Below are 13,005 nucleotides of genomic sequence, written 5' to 3'. Positions count from 1 at the left end.
TCCCATGGACTCAAAATTGACTGGTGCCCCCGCAGGCGGTGCTGACGCCGCCCCCCTTGCCGCTACAGACATTGCTGACGTTGCCGGTAACAAGGCAGACCAGCGGGCCGATAAAGCGGCCGCACATGCTGCTGCCATTGCCGCCATGGCCGATGCCGCCGAGGCAGGCAAAGGCCCCGACGAGCAGGAAGCTGCCGCACGCGATGCGGCAGCGCGCGCGAATCCGCGCAAGATGATTCCAAGCCTGCGCGCGTTGGCCGATGAAGACCGCGCCACGGCCAAGAAGGCGCGCGCCTCGTGGCAAATGTTCACGATTATGGCAGAGTTCATCGAGGCGACCGAGTACCTTTCGGAGATCCGCCCGGCCGTCTCGATCTACGGCAGCGCGCGCCTGCGCGAGGACTCGCCTTACTACCAGAAGACCATCGAAATCGCCCGGCTGTTCTCGGATGCCGGCTTTGCCGTCATCTCCGGCGGAGGCCCCGGCATCATGGAAGCGGCCAACAAGGGCGCGCACGCGGGCAAGTCCGCCAGTGTCGGCCTGAATATCGAATTGCCCCACGAGCAACAGGGCAATCCGTACCAGGACATCGCCATGCGGTTCCGCCACTTCTTCACGCGCAAGGTCACGTTCGTGAAGAATTCGGACGCATTCATCGTCATGCCGGGCGGCTTCGGCACCCTGGACGAACTGGCCGAAGTGCTGACGCTGGTACAAACCGGCAAGTCTCGTTCCGTGCCCGTGGTGATGTATGGCAGCCGCTTCTGGAAGGGCCTGCTCGACTGGTTCCGTTTCACGCTGCTGCCGATGGGCCTGATCGCCGAGCACGATCTGGACCTGATGAAGATCGTCGACGAGCCGCAGGAAGTGCTCGAAGCCGTCTACGAGTACTACGAAAAGCGCGGCGGCGAGCATCCGATTCCGCCCAAGGAAGAAATGTTCTATCTGTAAGGCATGGACGCCCGCCGGCGGCGCTGGCGGGTGGACGCTAGGGCACGAGAGCGGCCCGGAACCGACAGGAATTGCTAGAATGGAAGCATTCTCCTGCCAGATCCGGCACCGCCGGGTCCTTGCAGGCTAAATCCGCGTCGCTGGGCAGCTGGCCCGCACGCACAGGAGCCCCAGATGACTTCCCCTTCGCATACGGGTGCCAGGCTCGCCAATGTCCCGACGGCCATTGGCCGTCATGGCTACCTTCTTGCGCTTGCTGCAGCTGCGCTTGCACTGACTGTGACCACCCATGCCGTGGCCCAGGACAACGCGGAAAGCAATGCGCTGACCCAGCAGGAACTGAACGAAATCAACAACCAACCGATCGCCCCTGCCGCGAAGAGCGAGATCAACAAACCGCGCGAGCCGAGCTTCGTGCTGCGCGAGCGCGATGGCACGCAGGTGACCGAGTACCGCAACAAGGGTCGGGCCACCGATATCCAGGTTCAGTCCGGTTTCGGCACCAAGTACGAAATGAGCAAGCCCGAAGACAGCTCGCCCAAGATTCGTGACCATGACGTGAACCGCGTGCCGTCCGTGAACCTGAAGTTCTGATACGGCAGCCTTTCCCGTTATCCTGATTGTCTTTTTACCCACGATCCTCGCCGGGCGCTCGCGCCTGGCGAAGGTCGCGCCGGCCCTCCGGCAGTGATGCCGCGGCGGCGAACCGCCATTGCCATCCGCCCTCGGTTCGTCGCGTCCCGAATTGCACCAACAGAACAGTATGGCCGTTTTCACCACGGTCTCGCAGGACGAGATCGCCCGCTGGCTGCTTGACTATGACCTTGGCGAAGTGCGCGCGCTGCGCGGCATTGCCTCGGGCATCGAGAACAGCAACTTTTTCCTGACCATGGAGCAGGATGGCGTCACACGTGAGTACGTACTGACGATCTTTGAACGGCTGCAATTCGACCAGCTGCCGTATTACCTGCACCTGATGGACCATCTGGCACGGCACGGCATCTGCGTGCCGGCGCCGATGCCAGCCCGCGACGGCGAGATCCTGCGCGAACTGAAGGGCAAGCCGGCGACCATCGTCACGCGCCTGCCCGGCGCCTCGCAACTTGCACCGCAGCCCGACCATTGCGCCGAAGTCGGCGCAATGCTGGCGCGCATGCATATCGCCGGCCAGGACTATCCACGCAAGCAGCCGAATCTGCGCAGCCTGGCGTGGTGGCAGCAGACCACCCCGGAAATCACGCCTTTCCTCGATGCCGCGCAGCGCAAGCTGCTGACCGAGGAAATCGCGCACCAGACCGCGTTTTTCGGCGGCGGTGACTACGCCGCGCTGGAGGGTGGCCCTTGCCACTGCGACCTGTTCCGCGACAACGCGCTGTTCGACACTGACAGCGCCGGCAACCACCGGCTCGGCGGCTTCTTCGATTTCTACTTTGCCGGCGACGACAAATGGCTGTTCGACCTGGCCGTCACCGTCAACGACTGGTGCATCGACCTCGCGACCGGCACCATCGACATGGAACGTGCGCAGGCCATGCTGCGGGCTTATCATGCGGTCAGGCCCCTGACGGCAGTGGAGGCGGCGCACTGGCAAGATATGCTGCGCGCCGGCGCGCTGCGCTTCTGGGTATCGCGCCTGTGGGACTTCTACCTGCCGCGCGAGGCCGATATGCTCCAGCCGCACGATCCGACCCACTTCGAACGCATCCTGCGCCGCCGCATCGACGACGCCGCAGCGCTCCCCTGGATCTGATTCGCCATGCAACTACTGGAAGTTTCCGCCAAGGAAGGCTACGTCTGGTTCCGCCAGGGCATCTGGCTGTTCCGCAAGAACCCGCTGGCATTCCTGATGCTGTTGTTTATCTATCTGATTGCCGCGCAGTTGGCGATCTTCGTTCCGCTGTTCGGCATCATCGCGCTGCTGGTGTTCACCCCAGGCCTGTCTGTGGGCGTGATGACCGCCTGCCGCGACGTCATCCAGAACAAGCGTGTATTGCCCACGATATTGCTGTCGGGCTTCCGCACGAACGGGAAACAGGCCACCCGCAACCTGCTGGTGCTGGGTGGCATTTACGCGGTGCTGGTGTTCGCGCTGAGCTTCATCGCCACAGCCGTGGTCGACATCAGCGCACTGGCGCCGATGGTGCTCAAGGGCGAGGAGCCCTCCGGCGAAGCGGTACGGCAACTGTACTACGCACTGTTGATCGGCGCGCTGCTGTACACACCGGTGGCAATGATGTTCTGGTTTGCGCCGATGCTCGCCGCCTGGCATGGCGTGCCGCCCGTCAAGGCGCTGTTCTTCAGCTGGACCGCCTGCTGGCGCAACCGTGGCGCGTTCTTCACCTACGCCCTGCTGTTCGCGCTGTTGCTGGTGGTAGTGCCGCTGTTCCTCGAGGTAGTGTTCGCCTCGATCGGCGCGGATACCGTGCTGTCGTTCCTGATCACGCCGTACTCGCTGCTGATGCTGGCGATCCTCTACTGCTCGTTCTACGCGACGTACCGCGGCTGCTTCAACATCGCGCCGCCGGGTGAGACGGCGAACGATAGCGTGGCGCAGTCCTGACCCTCTTTTCTCCCCGCTTCCATATGCGGAAGTGGGGAGAAAATCCCCTCCTCAATCAATCGCGTCCAGCTTCGCCACCGACAGCGCCAGCCACTTGGTGCCGTGACGCTTGAAGTCGATGTTCGCGCGCGCATCGGCGCCCTCGCCTTCCAGCGCCTTGATCTTGCCTTCCCCAAACTTGTTGTGGAACACGCTCTGGCCCACGCGGAATCCAGTGGCCGCGGCGCGCTTTTCTTCGGCGTAGTTCTTGCCGGTGTCCATGCCGCCGGTCGGCTTGACACCCGTATAGGGCACATCCTCGGCACGCTTGAACCAGTCGCGGCCCCACGCGCTTTCGCGCTCGGATGACTGGCGTCCGCTGCCCGAGCCATAGGTGCCGTAGGCCTGGCCCTGCGGAGTGATCCACTTCAGCGAGGCCTCGGGAAGCTCCTCGAAGAAGCGCGACCGCACGTGATAGCGCATCTGGCCGTGCAGCACGCGACTTTGGGCGAACGACAGATAAAGCCGTTCCCGCGCGCGGGTGATGGCCACATACATCAGGCGGCGCTCCTCCTCCAGACCGTCAGCCTCCATCGCGCTGTTCTCGTGTGGGAACAGCCCTTCCTCGAGCCCGGTGATGAACACCACATTGAACTCGAGCCCCTTGGCCGCGTGCACGGTCATCATCTGCACCGCATCCTGGCCGGCCTGCGCCTGGTTGTCTCCCGCCTCCAGCGACGCGTGGGTCAGGAACGCCACCAGCGGCGTCATCACCACGGGCAACTGTTCGGGGTCCAGCACCTGCTGGTCCTGTTCGCCCTGCGCCAGCGCCGGCATGGCATCGCGGTTCGCCGGCAGCATGCGGCCCAGCGCCTCGAGCCCGTAGCCTTCCTCGACCACGAATGCCTGCGCGGCCGTCACCAGTTCCTGCAAGTTCTCGATGCGGTCCTGACCTTCCTTCTCGGTCTGGTAGTGCGTCATCAGGCCGCTGGTGTTGGTCACGTACTCGACCGTTTGCGCCAGCGTCATCCGGCTGGTCTCGGCACGCATCTGCTCGATCAGCCGGATGAAGGCGCCCAACGAGCTACCGGCCTTGCCGGGCACGTAGGCCACTGCTTCGGCCAACGAACAGTTGTATTGCCGCGCCGCGTCCTGCAGCACTTCGAGCGACTTCGCGCCGATGCCGCGCGTGGGGAAATTGACCACCCGCCCGAATGCGGCGTCATTGCGCGGGTTCTCGATCAACTGCAGGTAGGCCAGCGCGTGCTTCACTTCGGCGCGCTCGAAGAAGCGCAGGCCGCCGTACACCCGGTACGGGATACCCGACGAGAACAGTGCGTGTTCGATGACCCGCGACTGCGCATTGCTGCGATAGAGGATCGCGATCTCCGAGCGCGACATGCCCTGCGCAATCTGGTCGCGGATTTCCTCGACGATCCACGAGGCTTCCTGGCCGTCCGAACCTGCCTGGAACACGCGCACCGGCTCGCCGTGCCCGGCGTCGGTGCGCAGATTCTTGCCCAGTCGGCGCGCATTGTGCGAGATCAGGTGGTTGGCCGAATCGAGGATATGCCCGTGCGAGCGGTAGTTCTGCTCGAGCTTGATCAGGTGGCGAACGCGGAATTCCTGCTCGAAGTCGCGCATATTGCCGACGTTGGCGCCACGGAACGCGTAGATGCTCTGGTCGTCGTCGCCCACGGCGAACACCGCCGCGGCATTGCCCGAGCCGTAGCCGGCCAGCAGCTTGAGCCACTGGTACTGGAGCACGTTGGTGTCCTGGAACTCGTCGACGAGCACGTGGCGGAAACGGTGCTGGTAATGCTGGCGGATCGCGTCGTTGTAACGCAGCAGTTCGTAGCAGCGCAGCAACAACTCGGCGAAGTCGACCACACCCTCGCGCTGGCACTGCTCGTCGTAGGCCGCGTACAGGTCGACGAAGCGACGATTGAAATCGTCATTGGCTTCGACGTCGGCCGGGCGCAGGCCCTGCTCCTTGGCGTTGTTGATGAAATACTGGAGATTCTTGGGCGGGTACTTCTCGTCATCGACGTTCAGCCCCTTGAGCAGCCGCTTGATCGCCGAGAGCTGGTCCTGCGAGTCCAGGATCGCGAATGTCTGCGGCAGGCCGGCGTCACGGAAATGCGCACGCAGCATCCGGTTGCACAGGCCATGGAACGTGCCGATCCACATGCCCCGGGTGTTGATCGGCAACATCGACGACAGCCGGGTCTGCATCTCCTTGGCGGCCTTGTTCGTGAAGGTCACCGCCAGAATGCCGGCCGGGGACACACGGCCGTTCTGGATCAGCCACGCGATCCGCGTGGTCAGCACACGGGTCTTGCCACTGCCCGCACCGGCCAGGATCAGGGCCGGCTCGTCAGGTAATGTGACGGCGGCGAGTTGTTCAGCATTGAGATTGGCGAGCAGACTGGACATCGGAGCAGGGCCGGAAGGATAGGCCGCAATTATACCGATGGCCCCCGCCGCGCCCTGGCAGCAATGACAGCATTCGCCCGCCCGGGCCACCTTCCGGCGCCGAAATGCGCACCGGAACCCCGCCTCCCCTATAATTTGACGTTTTCCCGGCCCAATGCCGCGGCGCGCCGATCCGCCAGCCGGCCAGAGCCCTGACCCGCACATCTCGACATCCCAGCATGACCGCAGAAGACCAGTCCCTAGCCAAGAGCTTCGAACCCGCCGCCATCGAGGCGAAATGGGGCCCAGAATGGGAGCGGCGCGGCATTGCCCAGCCCACGTTCGACGCCAATCGCCCCGATTTCGCCATCCAGCTGCCGCCGCCCAATGTGACCGGCACGCTGCACATGGGCCATGCGTTCAACCAGACGATCATGGACGGCCTGACCCGCCATGCACGTATGCGCGGCGCCAACACGCTGTGGGTGCCGGGCACCGACCACGCCGGCATCGCCACGCAGATCGTGGTGGAACGCCAGCTCGAAGCGCAAGGCGTATCGCGCCACGACCTGGGCCGCGCCAAGTTCACCGAGAAGGTCTGGGAGTGGAAGGAAGAATCGGGCTCGACGATCACGCGCCAGGTGCGCCGCATGGGCGCGTCGATCGACTGGACGCGCGAGTACTTCACGATGTCGCCCGAGATGTCGAAGGCCGTGACCGAGGTGTTCGTCCGCCTGCATGAGCAAGGCCTGATCTACCGTGGCAAACGGCTGGTGAACTGGGATCCGGTGCTTGGCACCGCCGTGTCCGATCTGGAAGTCGACAGCGTCGAAGAAGACGGTTCGCTGTGGCACATCCATTACCCGCTGGCCGAGCCGGACACCGTACGCGGCCTGACCCACCTGACCGTGGCCACCACCCGTCCCGAGACGATGCTCGGCGACACGGCGGTGATGGTGCACCCCGAGGATGAGCGCTACGCCCACCTGATCGGCAAGTTCGTGCATCTGCCGCTGACCGATCGCAAGATCCCGGTCATCGCCGACGAATACGTGGATCGCGAGTTCGGCACCGGCGTGGTCAAGGTGACCCCGGGCCATGACTTCAACGACTACGCCGTGGGTCAGCGCCACAACCTGCCGCAACTGTCGATCCTGACGCTCGACGCGAAGATCGTCGCCGATGCGCCGGCCGCCTACGCCGGCATGGACCGCTTCGACGCGCGCAAGAAGATGGTGGCAGACCTTGAGGCGCAGGGCCTGCTGGGCGAGGTCAAGAAGCACAAGCTGATGGTGCCGCGCAGCGAGCGCACCAGCAGCGTGATCGAACCGATGCTGACGGACCAGTGGTTCGTGGCCATGAGCAAGCCCGCCCCGGAAGGCACATTCAACCCGGGCCGCTCGATCGCCGAAGTCGCGCTCGAGGCCGTGCAGAGCGGTGAAATCAAGCTCGTACCGGAAAACTGGATCAGCACGTACAACCAGTGGCTGTCGAACATCCAGGACTGGTGTATCAGCCGCCAGCTCTGGTGGGGCCACCAGATTCCCGCCTGGTACGACGATGCCGGCAACTGTTTCGTGGCGCGCACCGAAGAGGAAGCACGCGCGAAGGCCCAGGCCGCCGGCAGCACCGGCGCGCTGCGCCGCGAGGAAGACGTGCTCGACACGTGGTTCTCGTCCGCCCTGGTTCCGTTCTCGTCGCTGGGCTGGCCCGAGAACACGCCCGAGATCCAGCACTTCCTGCCGTCGTCGGTGCTTGTGACCGGCTACGACATCATCTTCTTCTGGGTGGCGCGCATGGTCATGATGACCAAGCACTTCACCGGCAAGGTGCCGTTCCACACCGTGTACGTGCACGGTCTGGTGCGGGACTCCGAAGGCAAGAAGATGAGCAAGTCCGAGGGCAACACGCTCGATCCGGTGGACCTGATCGACGGTATCTCGCTCGAGCCGCTGCTCAAGAAGCGCACCACCGGCCTGCGTCGTCCGAAGGATGCGCCGAAGATCGAATCGAAGACGAAGAAGGAATTCCCGGACGGCATTCCCGCATTCGGCGCCGACGCGCTGCGCTTCACGTTTGCGTCGCTGGCCACGCTGGGTCGCAACATCAACTTCGACACTGGCCGCTGCGAGGGCTATCGCAACTTCTGCAACAAGCTCTGGAACGCCACGCGTTTCGTGCTGATGAACACCGAGGGCCATGACTGCGGCATGGGCCCGTGCAACAACGATTGCGGCCCGGACGGCTACCTGCACTTCTCGCAGGCCGACCGCTGGATCGTATCGCTGCTGCAGCGCGTGGAAGCGGAAGTCGAGAAGGGCTTCGCCGAGTACCGCTTCGACAACATCGCCAGCGCGATCTACAAGTTTGTCTGGGACGAATACTGCGACTGGTACCTGGAGATGGCCAAGGTCCAGATCCAGACCGGGACCGAAGCCCAGCAACGCGCCACGCGCCGCACGCTGCTGCGCGTGCTGGAAACGGTGCTGCGTCTGGCCCACCCGATCATCCCGTTCATCACCGAGGAACTGTGGCAGAAGGTGGCCCCGCTGGCCGGCCGCGCCAAGGGCGATGGCAGCGAGTCGATCGCCACGCAGGATTACCCGCTGAGCGCCGCGGCCAAGATCGACGAAGCCGCCGAAGCCTGGGTGGCCCGCCTCAAGTCGGTGGTCGACGCCTGCCGCAACCTGCGCGGCGAGATGAATATCTCGCCGGCCCAGCGCATCCCGCTCTATGCTCAGGGAGACAGCACGTTCCTGAAGGAAGCGGCGGCGCAAATCCAGGCGCTGGCGAAACTTTCCGAGGTCAAGGTGTTCGAAGACGAGGCCACGCTGCAGAAGGAAGGCGCCGGCGCCCCTGTGGCGATCGCCGACGGCAACCACCTGCTTCTCAAGATCGAGATCGATGTGGCTGCCGAACGCGTGCGCCTGGGCAAGGAGATCGACCGTATCTCCGGCGAAATCGGCAAATGCCGTGGCAAGCTGTCCAATGAGAGCTTCGTCGCCAAGGCACCGCCGGCTGTCGTGGCTCAGGAAACGCAGCGTTTGTCCGATTTCGAACAGACGCTGGTCAAGCTTCAGGATCAACTACAGCGATTGCCTGCCTGAGCGTAAAAAGTGCTTCCCCGGTTTCGTGCCGACTGCAGCGTCGGACGGAACCGGACAGACGGCACCCCTACCGTTACGGCACGGTATCACTCCGGATAAACAAGGAAGGCTGAAATGGAAAACCGCGTCACCAAGGCCGTCTTTCCCGTTGCAGGGCTAGGCACCCGGTTTCTGCCCGCCACCAAGGCGAGCCCCAAGGAAATGCTGCCCGTGGTCGACAAGCCACTGATCCAGTACGCCGTGGAAGAAGCCATGGCCGCAGGCATTACCGAGATGATCTTCGTCACCGGGCGCTCCAAGCGCGCCATCGAGGATCACTTCGACAAGGCTTACGAACTGGAAGCGGAACTCGAGGCCAAGAACAAGCAGGCACTGCTCGATGTGGTGCGCTCGATCAAGCCAGCGAACGTCGAGTGCTATTACGTGCGCCAGCCCGAGGCGCTGGGCCTGGGCCACGCGGTGCTTTGCGCCGCCAAGCTCGTGGGCGACACGCCGTTTGCCGTGATGCTGGCCGACGACTTGCTCGACGGTGGCAAGGACCTGCCCGTGATGAAGCAGATGGTGGATATCTACAACCACTACAACTGCTCGGTACTCGGCGTGGAAGAGATCGCACCCGAGCAAAGCCGCTCGTATGGCGTGATCGACGGCCGCGAGTGGGACGACCGCGTGATCAAGATGTCGGCCATCGTCGAGAAGCCGGCACCCGAGAATGCGCCGTCGAACCTGGGCGTGGTGGGTCGCTACATTCTCACCCCGCGCATCTTCGACCATATCCGCGAGCTGAAGCCGGGCGCCGGCGGCGAGATCCAGCTCACCGACGCCATCCAGTCGATGCTCGACCAGGAACAGGTGCTGGCCTATCGCTACAAAGGCGTGCGGTACGACTGCGGCAGCAAGCTCGGCTATCTGAAGGCGACCGTCGAATTCGCCCTCAGGCACCCCGAGGTGCGCGACGAGTTCAGCGCCTATCTGTCGCAGCGCTGCACCAGCCCGTCGAGCGTACCCGCCTGACATCCGCCTGAAAAAACGAAACCGCCCCGGAAGAGGTGGCTTCGGCAGGAAGGCAGAAAAAAACCCCGCTTTGTTACCGAAGCGGGGTTTTTCTTTATTCCGGGGCGGTCAGAAACCGATTGCCGCGCTGCCAACATCCACGCGCACCTTGTCGCGATCGAGCAGCCGGCCGGCGTGCCGGGCATAGTCCTGCGCCCATTCCGGATGGGTGGCAAAGCGATTTTCGCCCGAGAACTTCGCCACGTTCAGGATCTTGTCGATCACCAGGACCTTGCCGACCGGACTCGACGCCTGGCAATCCAGCTCGGCGTATTCACGGTCAAACCAGCGCCAGGCGGCATCCTCGGTCACCGCGGCGAGTTCACTGTCGCCCAGCGTGAATTCAAATTCCTTGCCACTGCCGAACACTACGGTCAGGGTACGCGCCATTGCCGGTTCTCCGAAAATCTCCGAGGATGAGGCCCCCATTGTAGTGACTTGCCGCCGGATCGGGGCGGGCGGAAGAACTAGGCTGTTGGAACAAGCCGTTGCCGACCGTTGCCTTGTACACACACCCCTGCTGGCATCTGTGGTTTCCTTGCGACGCATCAATGCGCTTTGGATTATGCTGTCAAACATGGCCATTACGCGACAGGACCTCGAATCGGACAGGCTGCGCACATCGTTGTGCAGCACGCCGGTCGCGTCCTCGTTATTGCCAGAAGCCGATGTGGAGCGTTCGCTCTGCGACGCGCTCGGCGCCCGGCCCGAGACACCCGGTCTGAACGGCGATGTCTGGCTGTTTGGCTATGGCTCTCTGATCTGGAATCCGATGGTGGTCCATACGGATCGCAGGCTGGCCACCGTGCATGGCTACCATCGAGGCTTCTATCTCTATTCCCGCATCAATCGGGGCACATGGGACAATCCGGGCCTCGTGCTCGGCCTGGATCGTGGCGGTTGCTGCACCGGCATGGTATTCCGCATCCCCGGGCACGTGATCGAGCAGGAATTCCGCGTGCTGTGGCGCCGCGAGATGCTGACCGGCGCCTATCATCCGCGCTGGCTGCGCGTGAGAGTCGGCAATGCGCCGGACGCACCCGAGCAGCGCGCGCTGGCCTTTGTCATGAACCGCGAGCATTCGGCCTACGCTGGCCGCCTGCCAGACGAGCGCGTGGTGGCCTGCCTGCGCCATGCCTGTGGCCTGTATGGCCCGGCGCGCGAGTATCTCCAGCAAACCCTGCTTGGCCTGACAACGAATGGCGTGGACGATCCGTACCTGGGACGCCTGTGGCGCCAGCTCCAGGAAAGCGATGCCGCCGAAACCAACGGCGCCGCAACGCGGGCGAGTGTCGCCAGCGCTGACGCTGCCGAGTCTATTATCCAGCCGCACGAAACTGTCTGATCGATCCTGTCACCTGCCAACATGACGCGCTCCCAGACCCGTCCCCGCCGCCAGGCACTTGCCGAGATACTCGGGCTGATGGGATTACTGGTCGCTGGGGGGTTGCTGGCCGGCCAGGGCGGGCAGACGCTGGCCCGCTCGGTGGGTGGACTGGGCGGCGCATCCGCGCCGATGCCTTCTCGCCCGTGGCACGGCAGCAATCACACACCCCTGCCGTCGCGCGGGGACGGCATGGCCGCCCTCGACCACAACCTGATCACGGCAGCCAGTATCGGCGACCTCGACCTGGTCAATCGGCTGCTCAAGGCCGGCGCATCGGCCCAGGCCACGGACGAACGCGGACGTACCGCTCTGCTCGCGGCGGTCTACAACCGTCGCGGCGATGTCACGCGGGTGCTGGTTCAGGCTGGGGCGGACGTCAACCGCAAGGACGATGAAGGCAACAGCCCATTCCTGCTGGCGGCGGCCACGAACCAGATCGACGTGGTACGGCTGGCCCTGTCGCATGGCGCGGACCTGAACAGCACCGACCGCTACGACGGCACGGCGCTGATCGCCGCAAGCCAGCACGGCAATGTGGAAATCGTGAAGCTGCTGCTCAGCGCGGGCGTCCCGGTGGACCGGGTGAACCAGTTGGGCTGGACGGCACTGCTGGAAGCCATCATCCTCGGCGACGGCAGTTCGCGCTACGAAGATATCGTCCAGGCACTGCTGGACGCCGGGGCCGATGCCAACCTGGCCGATCGCGAAGGCGTCACGCCGTCGCGCCATGCGAGGGAGCGTGGCTACAAGACGATGGTGCGGATGCTGATGCGGGCCCGCGGCCACTGAGTTTCCAGTGCCGCGGGGTGTTACGCCTCACCTGATCAGCCAGCCTGACGCGCGTTTTCCGTTTCCTGCAGTTGGCGCCACATCACCTTGCCGGTGCCGGACTTCGGCAGGGCATCGACGAACTCGACCACGCGCGGATACTTGTACGCGGCCATGTGCTCCTTGGCCCATTCGATGATGTCTTCCGGCTGGGTCTTGCCCTTGGCATCCGCGCGCAGCACCACCACCGCCTTCACCGTTTCGCCGCGATAGGCATCGCGCGTGCCGATGATGCAGGCTTCCTGCACGGCCGGATGCTTGTACAGCAGGTTTTCCACCTCTGCCGGCCACACCTTGAAGCCCGAGGCATTGATCATGCGCTTCAGACGATCGGTGATGAAAAAGTAGCCTTCCTCGTCCATGCGGCCGAGGTCGCCGGTGCGGAAGTACGTCTGGCCCTCGAACTCGATGAACGCATCGCGCGTGGCGTCAGGCTTGCCCCAGTAACCCTTGAACACCTGCGGACCGCGCACGATGATCTCGCCCACCTCGTTCGGCGCCAGTTCCTGCAGCGTGACCGGATCGACCACCCGCGCGTCGGTGTTGAACGTCGGCACGCCCAGGCACTGCAGCTTCGGGCGATCGGCCGGGTTGCTGTGCGTCGGCGCCATCGTTTCCGACAGGCCGTAGCCTTCCAGATAGTTCAGGCCGAACTGGGTCTTCAGGCGCTCCGCCACGGCCTGCGGCATCGCCGCACCGCCCCCGCCGATATAGCGCAGGCTGC

Annotated in this window: 11 protein-coding genes; 8 read left to right on the top strand and 3 right to left on the bottom strand. The window is 64.2% G+C overall.

What is annotated here, in order from left to right:
- The first annotated feature begins 4 nt into the window (after positions 1-4).
- The 4 genes from D769_RS22620 (at position 5) to D769_RS22605 (ending at position 3,512) form a co-directional block, all read left to right on the top strand.
- The gene (locus D769_RS22620; protein ID WP_187192250.1) at positions 5-952 is read left to right on the top strand and encodes a TIGR00730 family Rossman fold protein; all 948 of its coding nucleotides are present in this window, start codon (positions 5-7) and stop codon (positions 950-952) included.
- Positions 953-1,126: 174 nt separating this feature from the next.
- On the top strand, positions 1,127-1,546 hold the full coding sequence (locus tag D769_RS22615) for a DUF2782 domain-containing protein (RefSeq protein ID WP_008649820.1): 420 nt from the start codon (positions 1,127-1,129) through the stop codon (positions 1,544-1,546).
- Between the two features lie 169 nt (positions 1,547-1,715).
- Complete coding sequence (locus D769_RS22610) at positions 1,716-2,702, top strand: homoserine kinase (RefSeq protein WP_008649819.1); 987 nt, start codon at positions 1,716-1,718, stop codon at positions 2,700-2,702.
- Positions 2,703-2,708: 6 nt separating this feature from the next.
- Positions 2,709-3,512 (top strand): BPSS1780 family membrane protein, encoded by an 804-nt coding sequence (locus D769_RS22605; RefSeq protein ID WP_008649812.1) that lies wholly within the window; start codon positions 2,709-2,711, stop codon positions 3,510-3,512.
- 51 nt (positions 3,513-3,563) lie between these two features.
- Here D769_RS22605 and D769_RS22600 read toward each other — a convergent pair whose 3' ends face one another.
- Complete coding sequence (locus tag D769_RS22600) at positions 3,564-5,927, bottom strand: UvrD-helicase domain-containing protein (protein WP_008649811.1); 2,364 nt, start codon at positions 5,925-5,927, stop codon at positions 3,564-3,566.
- 218 nt (positions 5,928-6,145) lie between these two features.
- On the opposite strand from D769_RS22600, the gene D769_RS22595 reads away from it, so the two are divergent.
- Positions 6,146-9,013 carry a valine--tRNA ligase gene (locus D769_RS22595; protein ID WP_008649810.1) on the top strand — a complete coding sequence of 956 codons (2,868 nt, stop codon included), beginning with the start codon at positions 6,146-6,148 and terminating at the stop codon, positions 9,011-9,013.
- Between the two features lie 114 nt (positions 9,014-9,127).
- The gene (gene galU, locus D769_RS22590) at positions 9,128-10,027 is read left to right on the top strand and encodes a UTP--glucose-1-phosphate uridylyltransferase GalU (RefSeq protein ID WP_008649809.1); all 900 of its coding nucleotides are present in this window, start codon (positions 9,128-9,130) and stop codon (positions 10,025-10,027) included.
- 108 nt (positions 10,028-10,135) lie between these two features.
- Here galU and D769_RS22585 read toward each other — a convergent pair whose 3' ends face one another.
- Entirely contained in the window at positions 10,136-10,456 is a 321-nt protein-coding gene (locus D769_RS22585) for a hypothetical protein (protein WP_008649808.1), read from the bottom strand.
- Positions 10,457-10,643: 187 nt separating this feature from the next.
- Here D769_RS22585 and D769_RS22580 point away from each other — a divergent pair, with 187 nt between their 5' ends.
- Both D769_RS22580 and D769_RS22575 read left to right on the top strand, forming a co-directional pair.
- On the top strand, positions 10,644-11,411 hold the full coding sequence (locus tag D769_RS22580) for a gamma-glutamylcyclotransferase (protein ID WP_008649807.1): 768 nt from the start codon (positions 10,644-10,646) through the stop codon (positions 11,409-11,411).
- 21 nt (positions 11,412-11,432) lie between these two features.
- A complete protein-coding gene (locus tag D769_RS22575; RefSeq protein WP_152415051.1) occupies positions 11,433-12,242 on the top strand; it encodes an ankyrin repeat domain-containing protein in 810 nt (269 codons plus the stop codon).
- Between the two features lie 35 nt (positions 12,243-12,277).
- On the opposite strand, the gene D769_RS22570 is transcribed toward D769_RS22575, so the two are convergent.
- Positions 12,278-13,005: AMP-binding protein (locus tag D769_RS22570; RefSeq protein WP_008649805.1), on the bottom strand; the 728-nt coding region annotated here is incomplete at its 5' end.

It is taken from the genome of Cupriavidus sp. HMR-1, assembly GCF_000319775.1.
In the GTDB taxonomy this organism is placed as follows: Bacteria; Pseudomonadota; Gammaproteobacteria; order Burkholderiales; family Burkholderiaceae; genus Cupriavidus; species Cupriavidus metallidurans.
This window is presented reverse-complemented; position numbering and strand designations above follow the sequence as displayed.

What these genes read in the sequence shown, in the direction of transcription:
- D769_RS22620 (WP_187192250.1), top strand. Translation starts at nt 5, where the DNA reads ATGGACTCAAAATTGACTGGTGCCCCCGCAGGCGGTGCTGACGCCGCC.
- D769_RS22615 (WP_008649820.1), top strand. Translation starts at nt 1,127, where the DNA reads ATGACTTCCCCTTCGCATACGGGTGCCAGGCTCGCCAATGTCCCGACG.
- D769_RS22610 (WP_008649819.1), top strand. Translation starts at nt 1,716, where the DNA reads ATGGCCGTTTTCACCACGGTCTCGCAGGACGAGATCGCCCGCTGGCTG.
- D769_RS22605 (WP_008649812.1), top strand. Translation starts at nt 2,709, where the DNA reads ATGCAACTACTGGAAGTTTCCGCCAAGGAAGGCTACGTCTGGTTCCGC.
- D769_RS22600 (WP_008649811.1), bottom strand. Translation starts at nt 5,927, where the DNA reads ATGTCCAGTCTGCTCGCCAATCTCAATGCTGAACAACTCGCCGCCGTC.
- D769_RS22595 (WP_008649810.1), top strand. Translation starts at nt 6,146, where the DNA reads ATGACCGCAGAAGACCAGTCCCTAGCCAAGAGCTTCGAACCCGCCGCC.
- galU (WP_008649809.1), top strand. Translation starts at nt 9,128, where the DNA reads ATGGAAAACCGCGTCACCAAGGCCGTCTTTCCCGTTGCAGGGCTAGGC.
- D769_RS22585 (WP_008649808.1), bottom strand. Translation starts at nt 10,456, where the DNA reads ATGGCGCGTACCCTGACCGTAGTGTTCGGCAGTGGCAAGGAATTTGAA.
- D769_RS22580 (WP_008649807.1), top strand. Translation starts at nt 10,644, where the DNA reads ATGGCCATTACGCGACAGGACCTCGAATCGGACAGGCTGCGCACATCG.
- D769_RS22575 (WP_152415051.1), top strand. Translation starts at nt 11,433, where the DNA reads ATGACGCGCTCCCAGACCCGTCCCCGCCGCCAGGCACTTGCCGAGATA.